The organism is Mesorhizobium sp. M0317 (assembly GCF_040321555.1).
Taxonomy (GTDB): Bacteria; Pseudomonadota; Alphaproteobacteria; order Rhizobiales; family Rhizobiaceae; genus Mesorhizobium.
In genome coordinates this window covers 109,900-131,031 of sequence record NZ_JAMYRV010000003.1, presented here as the reverse complement: position 1 = coordinate 131,031, position 21,132 = coordinate 109,900, and the positions used below count along the sequence as shown (strand labels likewise).

Here is a 21,132-nt window from a genome sequence, read left to right as displayed (position 1 = left end):
AGAGATATGGGGCGGCTCCGGCCGCCCCGACCATCTAGGCGGCCGCAGCCGGGTTAGGTGCAACCACCGGAACGGCTGGCCTTCGCGACCGGCCGATGCGGTAGACAATCACCGCCGCAATCACGCCTGCCGCCAGGATGGCGAGCGCCAGCAACGGCCGGTACCAGAACCAGGCAATCGCGATCGTCACCGTGCCGACCAGGATCGCCAGAACGAAGGCGATGATGCCGGTACCCATCCGCGCCATGCTGCCGAGGAAGGGTATGACGTCGAGGATCACCCCGATCGGGCTGAGGAACAGCGCAAAGCCTATGGTCAGCAACAGCAAGCCGGCGCCGCGCAGCAGCCAGGTGATCAGCGTGTTGGCGCTGACCGCGTCGGCGAACATCTTTTCGGCCGGGACGTTGCCGGTATCGACCATCAGCAGCGCATCGCCGGCTTGCGTCTGGTAGGGCTCGAAGCGGCTGCCGGCCTGGCGCGCGATGATACTGATCACGCCCAGCGGCGCCAGTTCGTAGCCGATGCGATAGTCACCCAAAGCGGGCGTCGTGTTGTCATTGCCGAGATAAATCTTGCCATCGACGATGCTGAGCGGTTTCGTTCCGATATAGGCAGCCTTTATCGCCGCCGACTGGTCGGCTGAGAGCGAATAGTCCTTGTCACCCTCGATACGGTCCAGCACTGGCGTATCGAGATCGAAGGCGACAAGCTTGCCCTCAGGAATCTGGAAGGTCCGGCCGTGGATTTCCATCGGCGGATTCTGGTGGCCGTCCGGCTTCTTGAAGTCCGACGAGTCGATCTGGCTGTCGTGCCACACCTTGGAATAGCTGTAGGTGGTCACCGTCTCTTCGCCACCGCCGAGCTTCTTGGTCGTCTCCGACTTGGACTCTTCCTTCCACTGATACATCTCGACACTGCGCGACAGCCGCAGCCCTTGCGTGGCGATGCCGAAATCCGGATCCGCCAGGCCGCTGTCCGCCGTCACCAGTCCGCTGACATGAACCAGCTTGCCGTCATTGGCGGTATCGAAGCTGTCGGCGCCGACCGAAACCACCGCTCCAGAACCTTCGGCCAGCGAGCGCGCCGTCTGCACGGCGCGGCCCTCGTTCCAGAACAGCCCGATCACCATCAGCGCGATCAGGATAAGGCCGAAGATGACCCCGCCGACCGCGCGCTTGATCCGCCCGAACCACGAGACGGACGTTACTTCCCGAAATGAATCGCTCATCGTTTCCCCCGAAACAAAGTTATCCCAAAATTACAACGCGGCCGGCGGCTGCGCGTTTAGCCCGTCAATCGGCGTGGATCTGCGCGCCGCAATCCCTTTCGCCGGCGCAGGCGTGCACCGCCCGTGTCGTGCCGCCATCGCCAACCCGCCACGGCGAGGCAGACAGCGGCGCCTGGCGATTGCCCCCGAGAAGATCGAGCGCCCGCATCGCCGTCTCTTCACCAGCCTCGTCACGCTTGACGATCTCGACGTCCTTGAGGCCGATCGCGGCAAGCTGCGGCATCACCACATCGGGGTCGCCCGCCACCACGATCAGCGACGGATCGAGCGACGCCAGGGCCAGCGCCTGTTTCTGAACCGCATCGAGCGTCAGCTTTGTGCGCGCCGCCATGCGGGTTTGCTGGTCCTCCAGCGTCGATCCGCTGCCGACCGCGCCAATCAGCGAGGAGAACAGACTAGCCGACGTCTCGGCCGATCCAGCCAGCGCCCGGCGATAGACAGTCACCGTGCGGTCGACTTCGTCCTGCGCCACCGGCAAGGTGGTCAGGCCGGCAAATCCTTTCAGGATTTCGGTAATCGCCGGCCCGGTGTTGGCGCGCTCGACGGTGGTTGCCACGACCAATCCCGAGCCGGCCTTCATCGGGCTCATCAGATAGCTCGACACGCCATAGGAGTAGCCCTTCTCCTCGCGGATCACCGAATTCAGCCGGCTGGAGAAATCGGCGCCAAGCAGGTTGGAGACCGCGGTCGATTCGGCGCGCTCGCTCTCGTCGGTGCCGGGCGCCGGCCGCGCCACGAACAGCGCCGACTGGCTGGCGCCGGGTTCGGGCACCAGCAGCACTTTCTGTCCCCCGTTGAAATGCGCCGCCGGCGACGGCTCGACGGCATAGCCGGCGGTGTCGCTTGTCCACGCGCCGAATGCTTTTTCAAGGCTGGCGGCGACGGTCGCGACCGGCATCGGGCCGACGCTGTAGAAGGTCACCGCCTTCGGCGTGAACGCCGCCTTGAATGCGTCCCTCGCCTCGTCGAGCGAGATCGAGGCCAGCGCCTTTGCCGACCAGTCCACCGCTGCCTTGCCCGGCACCTGCGGGATCAGTGTCGCCTTTGCCATGCGGCCGGCAACGCCGGGCAGATCCGCCTCGCGGCCGTTTAGCCAGTCGACCGTCTGCGCCATCAGCACCGTCCATTCGGTCTTGTCGAAACGAGGCTTCAGTACCGCGTCGGCGAGCAGCCCAATACCCTGGTCGAGCTTTTCCGGCGGCACGCCAAGCGTCATCATCGTGGCCAGCGTTCCGGCCTGGTGGCTGACGCCGGCGCCGATGTCGCTGGCCGCCTTGGCGAAATCAGCCGAGCCGCGATCGGCGGCCCCGCGTGTCGCCATGCTTGCTGCAAGCTCCAGCAATCCCTCCTTGCCTTCCGGCACGCTGTTCCAGCCGCCGGCGGCACTGGCCGCGACATAGACCATCGGCGCTTCCGGCATTGTGTAGTGGACGAGTTTGATGCCATTCGAGAGCGTCGCCGTTTCCATGGCGGGCAGTGTTGCCGAAGGCGCTTGCCCGGCCGCATGCTTCGGAATGTCGATCGCCGCTCGCTCCGGCGCGGTGAACGGCTGCGGTGTGCCGGACGAGCCGATCAGTGCATCGGGATAGCCGCCGCGCGGGCCGGGCTTCAGCACCAGCACGCTGGCGTCTTCCGGTTTGAACAGCCGCTTCATCGTTGCCTCGAGATCCGCCACGCTGGCGTCCTTCACCCGCGGGTCGTCGACCATCGCGCTCTGCGCATCGCCGAGCACGTCGGCATTGTAGGAGACGACGCCGGCGCGATCCTTCAGTGCTTCGCTGCCAAGCCGGGCGGCCTGCAACAGGCCGGTGCGCGCACGCTCGACATCGGCCGGATCGAGCGGTGTCTTCAGGAAATCCGCGAACGCCGCTTTCATCGCGCTTTCCAGCGCTTCCGGCTTAACACCTTCGGCGGCGCCCGCCTCGAAGGTGAAGCGGCCGCCGAGCAGGCCGGCGGTCCAGCTTGCGCTGGCATAGGTGGCGATACCCTGTTCCGAGACCAGCCGGTTGCGCAGGAATCCATATTCGCTGTTGCCGAGCAGTTCGGCGGCGATGCTGAGCGCGACATTGTCGAGCGATTGCGCCACCGGACCACTGAAGCCGACGACGACGACAGGGCTCGGCACCCGATCCTCGAGCACCAGTTTCAGCCGCGCCTCCGTCGGTTCGGGCACGGCGGGCCGCGCCACGTCGGCGCCGCGCGCCACGCGGCCGAACGTGTCGGCAATTAGCGCCTTGGTGTCGTCGATCTCCAAGTCGCCGACCAGCACCAGCACCGCATTGTTGGGCAGATAGTAGCTGTTGAAGAAACCCCTGACATCGTCGAGCGTCGCCGCATCGAGATCGGCGACCGAGCCGATGACCATGCGGCTATAGGGATGCGGCTTCGGGAACAGCCCGGACCAGAAAGCTTCCCAGCCGGATGCGCCGGCCTTGTCGAGCACGTTCTGGCGCATCTCGTTCTTGACCACCGAGCGCTGCAGATCGAGCTTGGCCTGGGTCACCGAGCGGCCGAGATTGGCCATGCGGTCGGCCTCCAGCGACAGGATCATCGGCAGTGACGACGACAGCCCGTCGACGTAATAAACGGTGCCGTCTTCGGTGGTCCAGGCATTGATCTCGTTGCCGAGCGCGGCGTGCGCGCCGAACACGTTCGGCCAGGCCGGCGTGCCGGAAAACATCAGATGTTCGAACAGATGCGCAAAGCCCGAGCGTCCCGCGGGTTCATTCATCGACCCGACGCGGTAGCGCAGGTTCATCACCACCTTCGGCACGCGATGGTCGGGCACCAGCACCACCTGCAGCCCGTTGTCGAGCGCATAGGTAACGGTCGGCTCAGCCTTGGCGGGCGCTGCCATGCCGGCAAGAACCGCAAGCACCACCGTGAACGCCAGGAAAACCTGCTTCATCATGACCCCCGATGCTGATGGCCGCGAGCAAGCGCCGCCAAATCCGCCGTATGACCGAAGGGATGCCCACCCCTCCCGGCTGCCGAGACCCTATCGGAATCGATCGGCCCTCGATACGGCAGTATCGCAACACCCTCTGGCTTTTTCGTGTCGGCGTTTCAGGCCTTTTGCGGCGGAAAAGGCCGCGAAGGCCGCCCCTGAGTCGCTTGAGTCCAATAATATTGATTTTGTCAAATCGCGTTTGATGTCGGATTCATCTGCGGGTAGATTAGACCCGAATCAGCCGGTCCTTGGGGGGCGCGGCGACCACCCAAAGTCTCAAGTTCCGGCCAATGACCGGCACCAGACGCGGACGGCTTCGCGTTCCCTGAATGGATTCGGCGATCAGCGCGACCACCGCGCCGTGTGAGTGCTTCGTAAACGTGATGCGTCTTCAAGTTCGGCCGCTGCTAACCCCAGCGTCCGGGCTCAAGAAAAGACTCCGGCCATGACATACAACCAAAGCATCCAATGAGCAGTTCCGCCGCGCTTCTCCAATCCGATACGTTAGGCTCGCGCCTTGAATCGCGCGGCGATCTCACCTCCTTTTTCATGCAGCTTGCCGCCGAGATCGGCGCCGACAGCTACATGCTCGTCGCCATCGTCCACGACCAGGACCGCAACGACGCCCGCATCGTCTCATCCAACTGGATCTTCGACGCCATTGAACTGATCGGCAAGCGGCTGATCGCCGGCCTTGCCCAGGGACCGCTGACCGTTGCACCTGGCATCCGCCCGAGGCCGCTGGTCGCCGCCGCGGCGCCCGACGCCGGCGGACTGCTCACAGGCGAAGAGGCGCGCCTGCTCGACGTGCTTGGCCATGCCGAAGTCTATTCGCTGCGGCTCAATGTCGGCCGTCAGCGGCTGTTTGCGCTTTTCTCGGCGGCCGAGGCCGGCAGTATCGACCAGCCGGCGCTGATGAAGGCTCAGTTGAAGTGCTGCTACGCGCTGTCCGCCATCCCGCAATTGATCGCCGCCGCCGCCATGCAGGACCCGCTGTCCGACCGTGAGCGCGAATGCCTGTTCTGGGTGTCTGAAGGCAAGACCACCGATGAGGTCGCGGTGATCCTCGGGGTCTCGTCCAACACCGTCAACAGCTACATCACCCACGCCATCCAGAAATTCGCGGCCTCGAACCGCGCTATGGCCATCGCCACGGCGATCAGGAGCGGCATCATTTGAAACACGCTGACATCAAGGCGGCGGCCGAAGCCCTTTTCAACGAGCAGCGCAATCCGTTCGGCGCCTTCTCCATCGGTTCCGAGACGCACCATGCCGTTACCATCCCGGACGCGGTGCGCCGCTGCCGCTGGATCGCCGTCGACATCAACGCGTCGGCGTTTGGCCTCTATTTCGTCAGCCCCTCGCCGGAACGGGCGCGCCTGGTGCCGAGCTTCGATTCCGACTATCCAGCCACTGCGGTGACAACCAAGTTCATCGCCGGCGCCAATGGCGAGGAGATGGTGCGCCACAGCGGCGCCTCGACAGCGCCGCGCTGGTGGGCCGATGACGGCATCGCCGGCTCGGACGCCGTCTTCCAGAACCTCGCCTGGGCGGAGCGGACGGCGCCGCTGGCGCCGGGCACCAACGGCATTGCCTTTCCCGTCCATGCCGATCGCGGCCATTGCGGGCTGGTGGTGTTCCTCGGCTCGACGATCGCTCTGCCGGAGGACACGCTCTACGAAATCCACGCCCGCTGTTTTTCGCTGTTCGCCGCCGTCGCCCGCATTCGTCCGAACGATGCCGGCCGGATGCGGTCGATCTCCAAGCGTGAACTGGAGTGCCTGAAGCTGACCGCCAACGGCAACACCAGCGAAGAGATCGCCAGGCTGCTGAAGCTGTCGGTCCACACCGCCAACCAGTATCTCACCCAGTCGACGCAGAAGCTCAACGCGGTCAACCGCAACCAGGCGGTGGCCAAGGCGCTGCGGCTGGGGCTGATCGAGTAGTCAGCGTCCAGCGATTCGGCTTGCGAAAGAAAATCAGCGATAGGCGAGCGGCTCGGTCCGGCGAATGCGCGCCTCTTCGATGACGGTCTCCAGCAAGGCGGTGTTGTGCTCGGGGTCTTCGCCGGGCTTCTCGAACGACACATAGTTGACCGCGACCGAAGACCTCTCCTCGCTCAGCGTCAGCTGGAAATAGACGGTGACGCCCGGCGGCCGAAGCTCGAGATCGAGCACGATGCGCGGGCTGCCGCTCCAGTCGACATGTGCCTCTCCGCCATGGCCGAGCCTGAGCGTGCCCGGCAGGAAGAACAGCTCCACCGCCGAATCCACCAGATCCGACAGGCAAGCGAAATGCTCGAGCCGGATGAAAGCGATGTAGTCGGCGACATCGATCAGCCGCAACTCGTCGACCACCTGCTCGATGGCCTTGGCGACAATGAGTTCGCGGGATTTTGCGTGCGGTTGGCGGTTCATGAAATTTGTCTCCGCTCAGCCTTTTTGGAGTAGACGATCCGCACCAGTTCGGCGACGGCCTGGTAGAATTGCGACGGGATCACGCTATCAACCGAAACTTGCTTGTACATGGAGCGGGCGAGCGCCACGTCCTCGAAGATCGGGATGTTGTGCTCCTTGGCGATCTCGCGAATCTTGAGCGCAACCAGGTCCTGGCCCTTGGCCAGCACCAGGGGTGCTGAATCCTCGTCGCGGACATATCTGAGCGCGATGGAAAAGTGCGTCGGATTGGCAATGATCAGCGTCGCGCGCGGCACCGCCGTCATCATCCGCTTGCGCGCCCGGTCGCGCGCCAGCGAGCGCAGCCGGGACTTGATGATCGGGTCGCCCTCGGACTGTTTGAACTCGTCCTTGACCTCCTGCTTGGTCATCCGCAGATCCTGCTTCCAATGGAAGCGCGACCAGACGACGTCGACCGCCGCGATCAGCCCCATGACGAAGACGATCGCCACCAATATGTCGACGGTGATGCTTTTGATGACGAGGCCGAAAGCGACGGGGTTGGTGATCATGCCGGCCAGGAGCTGGCGGTAGTCCTGCGACAGCGTGAAGTAGAGCACGATACTGGCGAAGCCGAGCTTGCCCAGCGATTTCAGGAATTCTACCCAGCCCTGAATGCCGAACATCCTGGTCCAGCCCTTGGCTATCGAGATGCGCGACAGTTGCGGCCGGATCCGCTCGCCGACGACTTGCGGCATGTTCTGCAGCACCGAGGCGCCGATGCCGGCCACCACCAGCAGCACCAGCAGGCTGACGACGGCGTTGCCTATTTCCATCATCACGGTCTTGTAGAGCGCGATGACGTCGGTCTCGGTGTCCATCGGCCACGCCTCGGGCTTTTCCAGGAACATCGACAGGAACATGCCGAGATTGACGACCGCGTCCTTGGCGTAGAAGACGGTGAACACCAGTATGGCGATGAAGGACGCCAGAAGTGCGGCCTCCCTGGAATGGGGCAGCCTGCCCTGTTCGATGGTGTCGCGGATCTTCTTTTCGGTCGCGTCTTCGGTTTTGGAGTCTTTGTCCGCCGCTTCAGCCATTCAGCTCTCGGCGTTAAGCCGCTTCGCTCTGCTGCGACGAGGGCAGTTCGAAAGCCCCCTCGCGCGAAAGCCGGATTGTCGCCACCGCGATGTTCTTGCGCGCCGTCATGATATCGGCAAGCTGAATGCCTTCCGAGCCCTGTCCGAGCTCGGACTCGATCATGCGCCGCGACCGTGCGCCGATCGCCGAGAGCGCCGATTCCGTCAATGCGGGTGGTGCACCGCGCAGCGCCAGCGTAATCAGTTCGGTCGACAGCCCGTCGAACAGAAGCACCCGCGCCTTCTGCGTCAAAAGCGGCAGATCGTCGAAGGCAAACAACCTGGAGCGGACACCGCCGAGGTCCGGCGTGCCGGCCTCTTCCAGATCCTGCATGACCTCTTCCAGCTGCGGCTTGTCCATTTCGTTGAGCACACTGGCGACGCGCGCCTGTCCCGCCGAGATGTCCTTGGTCGCGGTCTGCGCCAGCACGCTGGCGCGCAGCTGGTTCTCGATGATCCTGGTGGCCCCGTCCGGAATGGTCGCCATCGTCACCATGCGCTTGATGATCTCGCTGCGCATCGGCTTTTCCATGGTCAGCAAAATGTTGGCGGCGGCTTGCGGCGCAAGCTTCGACAGCACCATGGCCGCGGTCTGGGGATGCTCGGCGGCAAGGAATGTGCCCAGACGCGTCGGTTCGAGCTTTTCCAGCTCCGGCCAGATCGGCGGTGGCCCTTCCGGCGCAACCTCGAAGCGCTTGTCGCCCATGATGGCGCTCATCTCTTCGGGCGACAGCGATTCATTGAGGATCGTGTCCATCCGGTCGGCGGAATCGAGCAGGCCCGCACCTTCGGTGAACTCGGCCTCGAATTCGGCGACGATGCGTTCGAGGTCGCTTTGCGGAATGGTGCGCAGCAGCCGCGCCCCTTCGATCAGTGCCTTCAGTTCTTCTTGCTTGAAGAATTTCAGCAGCCGGCTGGCCGAAGGCTTGCCCATCGCCACCAGGATGGCGGCGGCCTTTTGCGGGCGCGTGAGCGTCACCGGCGTCGTCATGGCATAAGCTCCGATCGCTGCTGAGACCGCATGTCGTCTAATCCTCAGGCGCTCTTGGCGGCAGCGATGATTTCGGTCAACCTGATGCCAAAGCGCGACGGATCGCTTTCCAGCACGGTGATTTCGCCGCGCGCGATCTTGCGGCCGTTGACCACGACATCGACCGGTTCGCCGATGCGCCGGTTGAGCGCCACCGTCGAGCCCTTCTGCAGCGCCATCAGGTCCGACACCGGCATTTCCGTACTGCCGAGGATGATCTGCACATCGACCGGGATGCTCATGATGATGTTCGAATTGGCGCCGGACGTGGCAGCCCGCAAGGCGGCGTCGGGGCGCTTTTCCTCCTCCTGGAGGACACCGCGCAATTCCTCGATGGCGCGGTCGAGCTGTTCGTCCGGCTGGTCGATATTGGCTTCCACCTTGGTCTTGGCCATCAGTCGTCTCCAAATGCTTGAGCTTGCCCGGCGTCAGCCCGGCATGAGCCCGTCGATAAAATCCTGACCGGCATCGTAAGGATGCCTGATCCGGACGGTGTAGTTCTGCCCGAGTTTGCCGAACTCGCAGACAAACAGCGTCTTGTCGCGCGCGCTCAGCTTGGCGTGCGACTGCGCGGTTTCCTCGAACTCGATGACCTGGCCCGGCTCGAAACCGGCGAGATCGCCGAGCGTCAGGCGGGCCAGCGGCATGGTCGCTTCGAGCGTCACCGTCGAGCGCATGACCTCTTCGGAAAAACGTGCCCGCCAGTCGGAGGTCGTGCCTTCGCTGTCGTGGACATCGGCGATACCGCGTGTGGCCAGCAGGATGCGCTGCGGGATCATCACCGTGACCGTTCCGCTGTCGGTCGGCGTCGAGATGCCGAAGACGATGCGCACCGCCGCGCCATCGCGCAGCACGCGGCGCTTGGCTTCGCTGCCCGAAAGCGCCCGCGGCACCGGCAGCCGCAGCTCGAGCGAGCGCCGGCCTGATCCGTTCAACGCCTGCGCAACTTCCTGGAAGACCGTGGTCGCAACATCGGTCTCGATCTGCGACAGAGCGCGCTCGATCGGCGAAACCGGCTGATCCGGATCGCCGCCGAACAGCGCGCACACCATCACGGCGATGGCCGGCGCATCTGCCACCAGCGTCATCGCATCCGAAGACGTCGGCGATGCTATGATGGCCATGGCAAAGGCATCGCCGGCATTCGTGCGGGCATCGGGAACACGGCTGATCTCGACCGCGCGCAGGTCGACGGTGACCGGTGCGCCGAGTTCGCCGGCCAGGCTCTTCTGCAGCAGCGGCAGGGCGCGCTCGCCCATCGAGCGCCCGGTGCCGATGACATGAGCGGCCTCACCGCTGTCACCGACCAGACGCTCAATGATCAGCGAGCGGGCTTGCGAGGGGCTGCCAGGACTTGTCATGACGGCGTGCGGTCCTGTCTGTCGTCATGCATGGCTCAAGCCGCTTTCTTCTCGGCGGAAGCTGTGTTCATCGTGCTTTGCTCGACGGCATCGATCGTCGGCCGCTCATAGGACGAGATGGTCTTGCGACCGAACTCGATGGCCACCTGCGGCAGGGCGCCGTTCATGTAGGCAAGCAGCGTCTGCTTGACGATGATATAGAGGCGGTTCTTCTTCTCGCGCACCGTCTTGATCTTGGTGGCGACCGGCCCGACCACCGCATAGGACAGGAAGATGCCGAGGAAGGTTCCGACAAGGGCAGCGCCGATCAGGCCGCCGAGGATTTCGGGCGACTGGTCGAGCGCGCCCATCGCCTTGACCACGCCGAGCACGGCGGCGACGATGCCGAGCGCCGGCAGACCATCGCCCACCGCCACAAGCGCGTGGTAAGCCTTCATCTTGTCGGACTTGATGGTCTGGATTTCCTCGTCCATCAGCGCCTCGATCTCATGCGAGCGGGCATTGCCGATGATGATGATGCGGCAGTAGTCGCAGATGAAATTCGTCAGATCGTGATTCTTGAGCACGGTCGGGAATGCCTGGAAGATCGCCGATTCCTCCGGATTGTCGATATGTGCCTCGACCTCGCTGCGCGACTTCGAGCGCAGTTCGCGCATCAGGCTGTGCAGCACGCCCAACGTCTCCAGATAGTCGCGCTCCCTCGGCACCGCCTGCTTGAACGCTTCGAGGATACCCCTGCCGGTGTCCTTGACCGTCTTCATCGGGTTGGCGACGAGAAAGGTTCCAAGTGCGGCGCCGCAGATGACCACCGCTTCCCAAGGCTGCATCAGCACATGCAGATGGCCGCCCATCGCCATGAAGCCGCCGAGAACACAGCCGAGCGTCACCACAAGTCCGATCAGAATGCCCACGCCAGATCCTTCCGCATCACGTCAGGCCTAACCGATAGCCCCCGTGCCTTGTGTGAGGCTTGAATCATGCAAGGTGAGGCGATTCAGCCTCGCGCAAGCAAGTCCGCATAGTCTTGCTTTTGAAGCTGCGACCGGAGGCATGTCGTGTTGAGCACTTTTACCAGCTACCAGCTCATCGCCAGGGACATCCCCAAGGCGATCGACCGCATCGAGGCGGAGCCGATCACCAAGCGCGAAACCGACTACTATCTCGCGAACATCGGCAGCGTGAAATCGATCGACGATTTCGTCAAGAACGACCGGCTGTTCAAATATGCCATGAAGGCCTTCGGTCTCGGCGACATGGCTTACGCCAAGGCCTTCATGGTCAAAGCCCTGAAGGAAGGGGTGTCGGATTCCGACAGCTTCGCCAACAAACTGAGCGACAAGCGTTATGCCGAGTTCGTGTCGGCCTTCAATTTCGCCGCCCTGGGCCCTAATGCCACGAGCTACAATTCGGCACAGCAGGGCGTGACCAACAATTATGGTCTCCAGGTCTCGGTCGGCCCTTCGCAGAACGGCTTCACCTACTACAAGGGCGAAACCTCGTACTACCTGAGCAACATTTCCAACGTAAAATCGATCGACGACCTGATGGGCAACGATCGCCTGCTCACCTATGCGATGGCCGCGTTCGGCCTGGACGCCGACGCCGAGCCGGCTGCGACCGTGCGGGCCATGCTGGAAGGCGGCGTCACCGACCCGAACAGCCCCGCAAACACGTCGACAAACAAGGGCTATGCGGCTTTCGTCGCGGCTTTCGACTTTGCCCAATATGGCGACCAGGCTACGGCGGGCGACGCCGTCCAGCAGGCGGTGCCGAAGGCTGTGATCGGCGGAACCGGACTGTTGCTCGTCAAGCCGACCGCGCAATACATCAAGGGCGAGGCCGACTACTACGCAGCCAACATCTCCAAGGTGAAGTCCATCGAAGACCTGCTGAAGGACAAGCGCCTGCTGACCTTCGCCATGGCTGCCTATGGGCTTGATGCATCGACCCAGACGACGAAGCAGATCCGCACCATGGTCAATGGCGGCGTCACCGATCCGTTGAGTCCCGCCAACCTGTTGACCGACAAGAGCTACGCCAACTTCGTCAGCGCCTTTGATTTTGCCCAGTATGGCGATCAGACGACCACGCGCGACGCGGTGCTGAAGACCACGCCGAAGCTCTACACGACCGAGTCCAGTCTTGGCCTCATCAAGCCGAATGCGGACGCCGTCCAGGCCGAGACCAGCTACTACCTCGCCAACATCACCAAGGTGAAATCGGTCGACGACCTGATGGCCGGCAGCCGCCTTTATAACTATGCTCTGTCCGCAAGCGGGCTCGATCCGGCGACCACCAACAAGGATCTCGTCCGTGATGTCCTTGAGGGCGGTGTCCGCGATCCCGCCAGTGTCGCCAACAAGCTCTCCAACAAGGCCTATGCCAGGCTCGCCACCTCGTTGAATTTCGAGGCCTACGGCGAAGCGGCAACGACCCGCAGCCCGTCGCAGCAGCCGGTGGTCGACAAATACATGCGCCAGACCCTGGAAGAAGACGCCGGCAAGACCAATGAGGGCGTGCGGTTGGCGCTCTATTTCGAGCGCAAGGCCTCGACCATCACCAACTGGTACGACGTGCTGGCCGACACGGCCCTGGCCAGCGTGGTACGCACCGCCATCGGCCTGCCCGATTCCTTCGCTGCCGCAGATATCGACAAGCAGGCGCAGGCCTTCGAGGCAAAGCTCGACCTCACGGATTTCACCGACCCGGCCAAGCTCGAGAAATTCCTCACCCGCTTCACCAGCCTTTGGGAAATCAATCATCCGACCTCGACCGCCCAGACATCGATCGGTGTGCTGTTTGCGCAGCCGACCACCGTCGGCATCTCGACCGATCTGATGATGGCCATGCAGAAACTGAGATTCTGAGAACACCATGCAGGACAGCCTTTACGTCGCCCTTTCCTCGCAGATCGCGCTTGAGCGCCGTCTCGACACCATCGCCGATAATGTCGCCAACGCCTCGACCATCGGCTTTCGCGCCACCGGCGTGAAGTTCGAGGATGTCGTCTCCGGCAGCGGCCCCAAATCGGTGTCCTTCGCCTCCTCCGGCAAGACCTATTTGTCCGGCGCGCATGGCGCGATGACGCAGACCGGCAACCCGTTCGACTTCGCCGTCCAGGGCGATGCCTGGTTCGGCATCGACACCCCGGCCGGCACCGTGATGACGCGCGACGGACGCTTTTCGATGAACGAGAACGGCGAGTTGATGTCGCTCGAAGGCCATCCGGTGCTCGACGCCGGCGGTGCGCCGATCCAGCTCGACCCGCGCGACGGCCCACCCAAGGCGGGCGCCGACGGCTCGCTGCGCCAGGGCGACAAGCTCGTCGGCGCCATCGGCCTGTTCAATTTCGATCCCGGCCCGAATTTCGTCCGCTACGGCAATTCTGGCATCGTGCCCGCGCGTGCGCCGGAGCCGGTCACCGACCGTTCCGATCTCGGCGTCGCGCAGGGCTATGTCGAGGAATCCAACGTCAATCCGGTGCTGGAGATGACGCGCCTGATCATGGTCCAGCGCGCCTTCGAGAACACGGCGGCGCTGATGCGCCAGACCGATGCCTCGACCGACGACGCCATCAAGACGCTCGGCTCCAAGTCGTAGCAGCATGTCGAGCAGCAAATCATCGATACGCGCGCTTGAACGGCAACCGGAGACAGCACCGGAAAACCGGCTGGCTGCGCTGGAGCGGATCTGGCGCCGCTTCGATGACACCGAGACGTTGCTGCGGCGCGGCGGCCGTGTTTCGGAGGTTTCGCCAACGCATTACAAGGTGCGCGGCCTGTCTGAAGTCGCCAGGCTTGGCGACCTCGTCGAACAGCGCGGCAATGCCGGCACGCGCCGCGGCGAGATCGTCAGGATCGGCCGCGACGAAGTCGTCATCGCCCCTTTCGAACGCAGCGCCGACGCCGGCATCGGCGACGCCGTGTTTCGCCGCGGCCCGCTGACGGTAACGCCGCATGCTTCGTGGCGTGGGCGCGCCATCGACGCGCTGACCCGCGTCATCGACGGCGGCCCGCCGCTGATCAGGATCGGCGAGGCTGCGAGCGGCGACGGCACAACGCCCGGCGCCATGGCGCGGCAGCGCGTCGGCACCGCCTTCAAGACCGGGGTCAAGGTCATCGACATCTTCACGCCGCTCTGCCTCGGCCAGCGCCTCGGCGTCTTTGCCGGTTCCGGCGTCGGCAAGTCGACGCTGCTCGCCATGCTGGCCGGCGCCGACGCCTTCGACACCGTGGTCGTGGCGCTGATCGGCGAGCGCGGCCGCGAGGTACGCGAATTCCTCGAAGACACGATCGGCGCAGAGAGCATGGCCAAGACGGTCGCCGTCGTCGCTACCAGCGACGAGAGCGCCATGATGCGCCGGCGCGCGCCGGATACCGCCATGCGCGTTGCCGAACATTTTCGCGACCAGGGCCATCGCGTGCTGCTGGTGCTGGATTCGATTACCCGCTTTGCCCATGCGCTGCGCGAGGTAGCGACCGGCACCGGCGAGCCGCCGGTCGCCCGCGGCTATCCCGCTTCGGTTTTCACCGACCTGCCCAAGCTGCTCGAACGCGCTGGCCCGGGCGCTGAAGGCCCCGGTATCAAAGGACAGGGATCAATCACTGCCATCATCTCGGTGCTGGTCGACGGCGACGACCACAACGACCCGGTCGCCGATTCGGTACGCGGCATTCTCGACGGCCATGTCGTGCTCGACCGCGCCATTGCCGAACAGGGCCGCTACCCCCCGGTCAATCCGCTGTCGTCGATCTCGCGCCTCGCCGACAAGGCATGGAGCCCCGAGCAACGCATGCTGGTGACCAGGCTGAAGTCGATGATCTCGCGCTTCGAGGACACGCGCGACATCCGCCTGCTCGGCGCCTATCAGGGCGGCGCCGATGCCGAGCTCGATATTGCCGTGCGCCAGGTGCCGCTGATCTACGAGGCGCTGACGCAGTCGCCCAGGGATCGCGCCTCGAGCGACGCATTCTCCGACCTCGCCCGTCATCTGAAAGGCAAGCAAAGTGTCGATGCAGGAGACTGAGCTTCAGTACACCGAGCGGCTTTTGCGCGAGATGATCGCAGAGGCCAGTGCCGCCGAGGAAGCCCGGGCCAACGAAGCGAGAGCTGTCAGGGCAAAGGCCGATCTCGACAAGGCCGCCAAGGCTGAGGCCATTCTGGCCAGGGCCGCCAGGCCATTCTTGCCCAGGGTAGCCAGCGTAGTCGAGTCCACTGTGCCTCGCTTGGCCGAGCCTGCCTTGCCCAGCGTCGTCAAGCCTGAATTGCCAAGGACCCCTCGCGCCGGCCCCGACGAAGCTATGGAGACCAGTCGTGACTCGCTTCTCGACGGGCTGTTCCCGGTCACCGAATGGCCGCAGCCGCCAAGGCCGCAATATCCCAGGCTCGACAAGAAATCCGACCGCCGCAGCGATATCGTCTTTGCCGCGCTCGGCATCACGCTTGGCCTGATCTGCGCGCTGTTTCCCTGGTATATCTTCTTCAATCAGGACCAGTTCGGCGTGCAGGCGATCAAGTTCGGCGGCAGCGGCACCAATGCAGGGCGGGTCAGCGGCGGCTCGCAGATGGAGAACAGCGGTCAGCCGCTGACGGCAAACGATGTTCCCGATGTCGACCTGTTCGCCACCGGCACGCTGCAGGACCCCGAGGACAAGACCCAGCCTCCCGGCGTCGACGAGCAGCCCTTCCCGGCGGACGCCAAATTTCGCATGGTTCATGTCGCCAATGGCCGCGCCATGATCGAGGACGATGCCGGCCTGTGGATCGTCCAGCGCGGCTCGAAGCTGCCCGATACCAGCGTCGTCTCGTCGATCGAGCAACGGGGCGGCAAGTGGGTCATGGTCACCAGCACCGACCAGGTGATCGAACTCTCCAAATAGCGGCACACCGGATTTACCCCCGAGCCGCGCAAGGTCCGCGCAAGACTGGCAGCCTAGTCTTGTACGTACCAGCCCGGAGATCCCCATGGAGCCCGTCAATCTTTTCGATCTCGCCGCCAAGCAGTCGCAATGGCTGTCGGTGCGCCAGTCGGCCATTGCCGGCAACATCGCCAACGTCAACACGCCCGGCTACACCGCCGGCGATGTCGAGCCGTTTGAGAAGGTGCTCGACCGCACGGCAGTGTCGCTGACCGCCACCCAGGCAGGCCACCTCGGCACTGCCGCCACTAATGCCGGCTTCACGGTCAAGCCAGAAGAGACGACCGGCGCCATCATGCCCTCGAAGAACACGGTCGTGGTCGAGAACGAACTGATGAAGGCCGGCGAGGTCCGCCGCTCGTTTGAACTCAACACCGCGATCGTCAAGGCCTTCCATTCGATGATGATGATGGCGGTGAAGAGCTGACCATGGACTCCTTGACCTCAGCCCTCAAGATCGCCGCGTCCGGCCTCAGCGCCCAGTCGGACCGCTTGCGCGTCGTCTCGGAAAATCTCGCCAACGCGCAGTCGACCGGCAACACCCCGGGCGCTGACCCCTATCGCCGCAAGACCATCAGTTTCGTCTCGGAACTCGATCGTGCCTCGGGTGGCACGACAGTTGAGGTCAACTCCATCGACCGCGACCCCAGCGACTTTCCCGTCGAATTCCAGCCCGGCAACGAGGCCGCCGACGACAAGGGCTACGTCAAGATGCCCAATGTCAACGTGCTGGTCGAGATGGCCGACATGAGCGAAGCCAACCGCTCCTACGAAGCCAACCTTCAGGTCATCAAGCAGGCGCGTGATCTGATCTCCATGACCATCGAGCTGATGAGGAACCAGTAATGATCAGCGGCATTGGCGGTATCGGATCGCTTCCCCTCAAGCCGGAGATCGGCGGCGCCGATACCACGACCGACCTGTTCCAGGGCACCAAGGCGCCGATGGCCGGCAGCGAAATCGGCACCACCTTCGCCGAAGCGCTGAGCCAGGCTGCTTCAAAGACCGTCAACACCTTGCAGAACGCCGAGCAGGTCTCGATCCAGGCGCTCAAGGGCGACGCCGATACCCGCCAGGTCGTCGACGCCGTCATGAGCGCCCAGCAGGCCCTGCAGACCACGATCGCCATTCGCGACAAGGTCGTCTCCGCCTATCTCGAAATCACCCGTATGGGCATCTGAGGAGACTTGCCGTGAAAGCACTCGCCATCGCAGCGACCGGCATGAATGCCCAGCAGACCAATCTGGAAGTGATCGCCAACAACATCGCCAACATCAACACCACCGGCTACAAGCGCGCGCGCGCCGAATTCTCCGACCTGCTCTACCAGGTCGACCGCACGCAGGGCGTGCCCAACCGCTCCAATTCATCGCTTGTGCCGGAAGGCGTGTCGATCGGCCTCGGCGTCAAGACGACGGCGGTGCGCAACGTCCATACGCAGGGCGAACTGACCTCGACCGGCAACAGTTTCGACATGGCGCTGACGGGCCGCGGCTGGTTCCAGATCGAGGGCGGCGACGGCGGCACGCTCTACAGCCGCGCCGGCGCCTTCAACACCAACGCCACCGGCCAGCTGGTGACCGTCGACGGCGCCAATGTCATCCCGGCCATCACCGTGCCGACCGATGCCATCGAAGTTGTCGTCAACAAGACCGGCCAGGTCTTTGCCCGCATCGACGGCCAGACCGACCTCCAGCTGCTGGGCCAGCTGCAGCTCGCCAACTTCGCCAATGAAGCAGGCCTCGCGCCGCTCGGCGACAATCTGTTCCAGGAGACGCCGGCCTCCGGCCCGGCCAATGTCGGCGTGCCCGGCGATCCCGGCTTCGCCTCGGTCGAGCAGGGTTATCTCGAGGCCTCCAACGTCGATCCGGTCAAGGAAATCACCGAGCTGATCTCGGCGCAGCGCGCCTATGAGATGAACTCCAAGGTCATCCAGGCCGCCGACGACATGGCCTCCGTCGTGTCCAAGAACATCAGGTAAGATTTGATGGTCTCTCCGGCCTTCCGCTCCCCGCTTTGCCGCACCGCGCTGATCCTGGCGCTGGTGGCCGGCGGTGTGCCGGCGTTTGCCCAGGAGAGCGCAGACCAGCAGACCACCACTCAGGTCGCGAGCAGTAAGGCAACCGGCGAGATCGTTCTGATCCCCAACCGGGTCATTTATCCCGGCGAGATGATCGACACCGGCGTGCTGAAACCGGTGACGCTGCTCCCCGGCAAGCACAGGCCGGATGCGGTCGCCACGCGGGCCATGGAACTCCAGGGCAAGGTCGCCAAGCGCACGCTGCTGCCCGGCCGCTATATCCCGGTCGCCGCCATCCGCGACGCCTGGCTGGTCGAACAGGGCGCCGACGTGCAGGTCTATTTCATCGCCGGCGACCTCACCATTTCGGCCACGGCGGTGTCGCTGCAGCCGGGTGCCGCCGGCGATTTGATAAAGGTCCGCAACACAGACAGCGGCAAGATCTTTTCCGGCACGGTGATGGCTGACGGCACCATCCGGGTCAGCGCGTCATGAGACGCGGAGCTGCCCTTCTGCTCGCGGCCGTTGTCGGCCTGCAGCCGGCGCTGGCCGACGGTCTTACGCCGAAGCAAAAGCGCGATCTTGCCGGCCAGAATGGCGGCGCCTTTGTCGATCCCGAATACGATCCGGCCACCACCAACCGCATGTTCAGGGTCTCCAACGGCCCAAGCTCTCTGCCACCCGGCCAGGTCGCATCGCGCATCAAGGACATTGCGCAGCTGCAGGCTTCGCGCGACAACCAGCTCGTCGGCTACGGCCTCGTCATCGGCCTCGCCGGATCGGGCGACAGCCTGCGCAATTCGCCCTTCACCGAACAGTCGATCCGCGCCATGCTCGAAAATCTCGGCATCGCCACCGAAGGTGGCAGCGCGCGGGCCAAGAACGTCGCCGCCGTCATCGTCACCGCCAACATGCCGCCTTACGTGCAGTCGGGCGCCCGCATCGACATCGACGTCTCCTCCATGGGCGACGCCACATCGCTTGCCGGCGGCACGCTGATAATGACGCCACTGAAGGCGGCCGATGGCGAGATCTATGCTGTCGGGCAAGGCTCGGTCATCGTTTCCGGCTTCACTGCCCAAGGCGATGCCGAAAAGCTGACGCAGGGCGTGCCGACGGCCGGCCGCGTGCCCAACGGCGCCATCGTCGAGCGCACTGTGCGAGCCGAATTCGAGGACCAGGCGCTGCTCACCTTGCAGTTGCGCAACCCCGATTTCTCCACTGCCGTCCGCATCGCCGACGCCATCAACGGCTACACCTCGCAACGCTTCGGCATGCGTGTGGCGGCGGAGCGCGATGCACGCACCGTGCAGATCAGGCGGCCGAAGAATGTTTCGGCGGCGCGCTTCTACGCCGAGATCGAGAATTTGGTGGTCGAGACCGACACGCCGGCACGCGTCGTCATCGACGAACGCACCGGCACCATCGTCATCGGCAACGAGGTCAAGATCTCGCGGGTGGCGATCAGCCACGGCACGCTCACCGTGCGGATCACCGAACAGCCGAAGATCGTCCAGCCGGAACCGTTCTCCAAGGGCGTGACAGCGGAGGAACCCTTCACCACCATCGATGCCACGCGGCCTGACGCCCGCGTCAATGTGCTCGACGGACCGAACCTCGAAACGCTGGTGTCGGGCCTCAACCGTCTCGGCGTCAAGCCGGACGGCATCATTGCCATTTTGCAAGGCATCAAGTCGGCCGGCGCTTTGCAGGCCGATCTGGTTCTCCAATAGGCCATGCCGATGATCGATTTCTTTTCCCAAAAGCAGCACCGCCGCAGCGCAGCCTTGGCAGCTTGCGTCATCGCCGCCACCGTCCTTGCCGGCCGCACTGTCCGCGCGGAAGAAGCGGTGCGGCAGGTTCTGCCTGGCGGGCAACAGCCGGCGGCAGTGCAGCAGCTGGTCCGCGAGAAGGTGCCCGATGAAAGCGAGATCCAGCGCTTCTGCTCCAACATCGCCGACGCCGCCCGCGACCGCCGTTACGCGCTGCAGGCCGAAGAGCTGAAGCAGCTGCAGGCCGGCATCGACCTCCGCATGAAGGCGCTGGACGACAAGCGCGCCGAATACGAGCAATGGCTGAAGCGGCGTGAAGTTTTCCTGGCCCGCGCCGAGGATGGCGTCGTCAAGATCTATGCCGGCATGAAACCGGATGCCGCGGCCGAGCGCCTGGCCATGGTCAACACCGATCTCGCCGCCGCCATCCTGATGAAACTCGATTCGCGCAAGGCCGGCGTCATTCTCAACGAAATGGACCAGAAGGCGGCAGCCACGCTCACCGGCATTATGGCCAGCGCGGCGCGAAGGGTAGACCCGTCATGAAGTCGCATATACTCGCCCTGGTCGCCACCGCTTCACTTGCCGGCTGCGCCTCCGACCCCAGGGAGATCGGCAGGGAGCCGGCGCTGTCGCCGGTTGGCACCGGCATTACCGGCAGCGTCAATGCGCCCTACTCCTATCCCGAAACGCCACCCGCGCCAGTGAAGAAATTCTCGCTGTGGGATGATCGCCAGAGCCGGTTGTTCACCGACCCACGCGCGCTGCGCGACGGCGACATCCTCACCGTCAGGATCAAGCTCAACGACAAGGCCAACTTCAAGAACCAGAACGACCGCAGCCGCACCGCCGGGCGCAAGCTCGGCTATGACGTCAACCTCGGATGGGAAGGTGCCACCACCAGCGGCAAGGGCGACGCGGGGCTGAGCTCCACCACCGAAACCAATGCGGACGGCGAAATCAAGCGCTCGGAGAACCTCGAGCTCAACGTCGCCGCCGTCGTCACCGAAGTCCTGCCCAACGGCAATCTGATGATCCGGGGCTCACAGGAGGTGCGCGTCAATTACGAGCTCAGGGTGCTGACCATCGCCGGCATGGTGCGTCCATCCGATATCGGCGCTGAAAACACCATCTCTTATGAACGCATCGCCGAGGCGCGCATCTCCTATGGCGGCCGCGGCCGCGTCAGCGAAATCCAGCAGCCCGCTTACGGTCAGCAGATCCTCGACCAAGTCCTCCCCTTTTAGGACTGGAGAAC

The 21,132-nt window shown here is 64.2% G+C and carries 22 protein-coding genes; 14 read left to right on the top strand and 8 right to left on the bottom strand.

Annotated elements, in window-relative coordinates; translation table 11 throughout:
• Positions 1 to 34 precede the first annotated feature (34 nt).
• Positions 35 to 1,228 (bottom strand): TMEM43 family protein, encoded by a 1,194-nt coding sequence (locus tag NKI88_RS04755; protein ID WP_352653961.1) that lies wholly within the window; start codon positions 1,226 to 1,228, stop codon positions 35 to 37.
• Positions 1,229 to 1,292: 64 nt separating this feature from the next.
• Positions 1,293 to 4,199: a M16 family metallopeptidase gene (locus NKI88_RS04750; RefSeq protein WP_352653959.1), complete on the bottom strand. Its 2,907-nt coding sequence runs from the start codon at positions 4,197 to 4,199 to the stop codon at positions 1,293 to 1,295.
• Positions 4,200 to 4,706: 507 nt separating this feature from the next.
• On the opposite strand from NKI88_RS04750, the gene NKI88_RS04745 reads away from it, so the two are divergent.
• Positions 4,707 to 5,417, top strand: coding sequence for a helix-turn-helix transcriptional regulator (locus tag NKI88_RS04745; RefSeq protein WP_023671758.1), 711 nt, complete (start codon positions 4,707 to 4,709; stop codon positions 5,415 to 5,417).
• Positions 5,414 to 6,184 carry a helix-turn-helix transcriptional regulator gene (locus NKI88_RS04740; RefSeq protein WP_023686334.1) on the top strand — a complete coding sequence of 257 codons (771 nt, stop codon included), beginning with the start codon at positions 5,414 to 5,416 and terminating at the stop codon, positions 6,182 to 6,184. The genes NKI88_RS04745 and NKI88_RS04740 overlap by 4 nt, the downstream gene beginning before the upstream one ends.
• 33 nt (positions 6,185 to 6,217) lie before the next feature.
• Here NKI88_RS04740 and NKI88_RS04735 read toward each other — a convergent pair whose 3' ends face one another.
• The 6 genes from NKI88_RS04735 to motA are packed head-to-tail and all read right to left on the bottom strand — an operon-like array spanning position 6,218 to position 11,075.
• Positions 6,218 to 6,655, bottom strand: a complete 438-nt coding sequence (locus tag NKI88_RS04735) for a BspJ family T4SS effector nucleomodulin (RefSeq protein ID WP_023671756.1) — start codon at positions 6,653 to 6,655, stop codon at positions 6,218 to 6,220.
• A complete protein-coding gene (gene flhB, locus NKI88_RS04730; RefSeq protein WP_023823326.1) occupies positions 6,652 to 7,734 on the bottom strand; it encodes a flagellar biosynthesis protein FlhB in 1,083 nt (360 codons plus the stop codon). The genes NKI88_RS04735 and flhB overlap by 4 nt, the downstream gene beginning before the upstream one ends.
• A 13-nt stretch (positions 7,735 to 7,747) precedes the next feature.
• Positions 7,748 to 8,764 carry a flagellar motor switch protein FliG gene (locus NKI88_RS04725; RefSeq protein WP_352653956.1) on the bottom strand — a complete coding sequence of 339 codons (1,017 nt, stop codon included), beginning with the start codon at positions 8,762 to 8,764 and terminating at the stop codon, positions 7,748 to 7,750.
• A 44-nt stretch (positions 8,765 to 8,808) separates the two neighbouring features.
• Positions 8,809 to 9,198 (bottom strand): flagellar motor switch protein FliN, encoded by a 390-nt coding sequence (gene fliN / locus NKI88_RS04720; RefSeq protein WP_023671753.1) that lies wholly within the window; start codon positions 9,196 to 9,198, stop codon positions 8,809 to 8,811.
• Between the two features lie 33 nt (positions 9,199 to 9,231).
• Positions 9,232 to 10,164: a FliM/FliN family flagellar motor switch protein gene (locus tag NKI88_RS04715; protein WP_023671752.1), complete on the bottom strand. Its 933-nt coding sequence runs from the start codon at positions 10,162 to 10,164 to the stop codon at positions 9,232 to 9,234.
• Between the two features lie 35 nt (positions 10,165 to 10,199).
• On the bottom strand, positions 10,200 to 11,075 hold the full coding sequence (gene motA, locus NKI88_RS04710; RefSeq protein ID WP_023691719.1) for a flagellar motor stator protein MotA: 876 nt from the start codon (positions 11,073 to 11,075) through the stop codon (positions 10,200 to 10,202).
• A gap of 144 nt (positions 11,076 to 11,219) precedes the next feature.
• Between motA and NKI88_RS04705 the strand changes: the two genes are divergently transcribed.
• From NKI88_RS04705 to flgH, 12 genes are all read left to right on the top strand, one after another.
• Positions 11,220 to 13,031, top strand: coding sequence for a DUF1217 domain-containing protein (locus NKI88_RS04705; RefSeq protein ID WP_352653954.1), 1,812 nt, complete (start codon positions 11,220 to 11,222; stop codon positions 13,029 to 13,031).
• Between the two features lie 7 nt (positions 13,032 to 13,038).
• Positions 13,039 to 13,764, top strand: a complete 726-nt coding sequence (gene flgF, locus NKI88_RS04700) for a flagellar basal-body rod protein FlgF (protein ID WP_023671749.1) — start codon at positions 13,039 to 13,041, stop codon at positions 13,762 to 13,764.
• A 4-nt stretch (positions 13,765 to 13,768) separates the two neighbouring features.
• Entirely contained in the window at positions 13,769 to 15,190 is a 1,422-nt protein-coding gene (fliI, locus tag NKI88_RS04695) for a flagellar protein export ATPase FliI (RefSeq protein ID WP_352653952.1), read from the top strand.
• Positions 15,177 to 16,043 (top strand): hypothetical protein, encoded by an 867-nt coding sequence (locus NKI88_RS04690; protein ID WP_352653950.1) that lies wholly within the window; start codon positions 15,177 to 15,179, stop codon positions 16,041 to 16,043. The genes fliI and NKI88_RS04690 overlap by 14 nt, the downstream gene beginning before the upstream one ends.
• 85 nt (positions 16,044 to 16,128) lie before the next feature.
• Entirely contained in the window at positions 16,129 to 16,509 is a 381-nt protein-coding gene (gene flgB / locus NKI88_RS04685; protein ID WP_023683310.1) for a flagellar basal body rod protein FlgB, read from the top strand.
• Between the two features lie 2 nt (positions 16,510 to 16,511).
• Positions 16,512 to 16,928, top strand: a complete 417-nt coding sequence (flgC, locus tag NKI88_RS04680; RefSeq protein WP_352653948.1) for a flagellar basal body rod protein FlgC — start codon at positions 16,512 to 16,514, stop codon at positions 16,926 to 16,928.
• Positions 16,928 to 17,263 (top strand): flagellar hook-basal body complex protein FliE, encoded by a 336-nt coding sequence (gene fliE / locus NKI88_RS04675; protein ID WP_352653946.1) that lies wholly within the window; start codon positions 16,928 to 16,930, stop codon positions 17,261 to 17,263. Before flgC ends, fliE begins: the two co-directional genes overlap by 1 nt.
• 11 nt (positions 17,264 to 17,274) lie before the next feature.
• Positions 17,275 to 18,063 (top strand): flagellar basal-body rod protein FlgG, encoded by a 789-nt coding sequence (gene flgG, locus NKI88_RS04670; protein WP_023673650.1) that lies wholly within the window; start codon positions 17,275 to 17,277, stop codon positions 18,061 to 18,063.
• Between the two features lie 6 nt (positions 18,064 to 18,069).
• Positions 18,070 to 18,597 carry a flagellar basal body P-ring formation chaperone FlgA gene (flgA, locus tag NKI88_RS04665; RefSeq protein ID WP_352653944.1) on the top strand — a complete coding sequence of 176 codons (528 nt, stop codon included), beginning with the start codon at positions 18,070 to 18,072 and terminating at the stop codon, positions 18,595 to 18,597.
• On the top strand, positions 18,594 to 19,835 hold the full coding sequence (locus NKI88_RS04660; RefSeq protein WP_023673652.1) for a flagellar basal body P-ring protein FlgI: 1,242 nt from the start codon (positions 18,594 to 18,596) through the stop codon (positions 19,833 to 19,835). The genes flgA and NKI88_RS04660 overlap by 4 nt, the downstream gene beginning before the upstream one ends.
• 3 nt (positions 19,836 to 19,838) lie before the next feature.
• Positions 19,839 to 20,420: a MotE family protein gene (locus NKI88_RS04655; RefSeq protein ID WP_488377112.1), complete on the top strand. Its 582-nt coding sequence runs from the start codon at positions 19,839 to 19,841 to the stop codon at positions 20,418 to 20,420.
• Positions 20,417 to 21,121 (top strand): flagellar basal body L-ring protein FlgH, encoded by a 705-nt coding sequence (flgH, locus tag NKI88_RS04650; RefSeq protein ID WP_023673654.1) that lies wholly within the window; start codon positions 20,417 to 20,419, stop codon positions 21,119 to 21,121. Before NKI88_RS04655 ends, flgH begins: the two co-directional genes overlap by 4 nt.
• Positions 21,122 to 21,132 lie beyond the last annotated feature (11 nt).

Excerpts from the sequence above, each read along its gene's own strand:
- NKI88_RS04745 (WP_023671758.1), top strand. The coding sequence starts at position 4,707 with ATGAGCAGTTCCGCCGCGCTTCTCCAATCCGATACGTTAGGCTCGCGC.
- NKI88_RS04755 (WP_352653961.1), bottom strand. The coding sequence starts at position 1,228 with ATGAGCGATTCATTTCGGGAAGTAACGTCCGTCTCGTGGTTCGGGCGG.
- fliI (WP_352653952.1), top strand. The coding sequence starts at position 13,769 with ATGTCGAGCAGCAAATCATCGATACGCGCGCTTGAACGGCAACCGGAG.
- NKI88_RS04750 (WP_352653959.1), bottom strand. The coding sequence starts at position 4,199 with ATGATGAAGCAGGTTTTCCTGGCGTTCACGGTGGTGCTTGCGGTTCTT.
- NKI88_RS04655 (WP_488377112.1), top strand. The coding sequence starts at position 19,839 with ATGCCGATGATCGATTTCTTTTCCCAAAAGCAGCACCGCCGCAGCGCA.
- flgH (WP_023673654.1), top strand. The coding sequence starts at position 20,417 with ATGAAGTCGCATATACTCGCCCTGGTCGCCACCGCTTCACTTGCCGGC.
- fliE (WP_352653946.1), top strand. The coding sequence starts at position 16,928 with ATGATCAGCGGCATTGGCGGTATCGGATCGCTTCCCCTCAAGCCGGAG.
- fliN (WP_023671753.1), bottom strand. The coding sequence starts at position 9,198 with ATGGCCAAGACCAAGGTGGAAGCCAATATCGACCAGCCGGACGAACAG.
- NKI88_RS04715 (WP_023671752.1), bottom strand. The coding sequence starts at position 10,164 with ATGACAAGTCCTGGCAGCCCCTCGCAAGCCCGCTCGCTGATCATTGAG.
- flgF (WP_023671749.1), top strand. The coding sequence starts at position 13,039 with ATGCAGGACAGCCTTTACGTCGCCCTTTCCTCGCAGATCGCGCTTGAG.
- NKI88_RS04735 (WP_023671756.1), bottom strand. The coding sequence starts at position 6,655 with ATGAACCGCCAACCGCACGCAAAATCCCGCGAACTCATTGTCGCCAAG.
- NKI88_RS04660 (WP_023673652.1), top strand. The coding sequence starts at position 18,594 with ATGAGACGCGGAGCTGCCCTTCTGCTCGCGGCCGTTGTCGGCCTGCAG.
- flhB (WP_023823326.1), bottom strand. The coding sequence starts at position 7,734 with ATGGCTGAAGCGGCGGACAAAGACTCCAAAACCGAAGACGCGACCGAA.
- NKI88_RS04725 (WP_352653956.1), bottom strand. The coding sequence starts at position 8,764 with ATGACGACGCCGGTGACGCTCACGCGCCCGCAAAAGGCCGCCGCCATC.
- NKI88_RS04690 (WP_352653950.1), top strand. The coding sequence starts at position 15,177 with ATGCAGGAGACTGAGCTTCAGTACACCGAGCGGCTTTTGCGCGAGATG.
- flgC (WP_352653948.1), top strand. The coding sequence starts at position 16,512 with ATGGACTCCTTGACCTCAGCCCTCAAGATCGCCGCGTCCGGCCTCAGC.
- flgB (WP_023683310.1), top strand. The coding sequence starts at position 16,129 with ATGGAGCCCGTCAATCTTTTCGATCTCGCCGCCAAGCAGTCGCAATGG.
- flgA (WP_352653944.1), top strand. The coding sequence starts at position 18,070 with ATGGTCTCTCCGGCCTTCCGCTCCCCGCTTTGCCGCACCGCGCTGATC.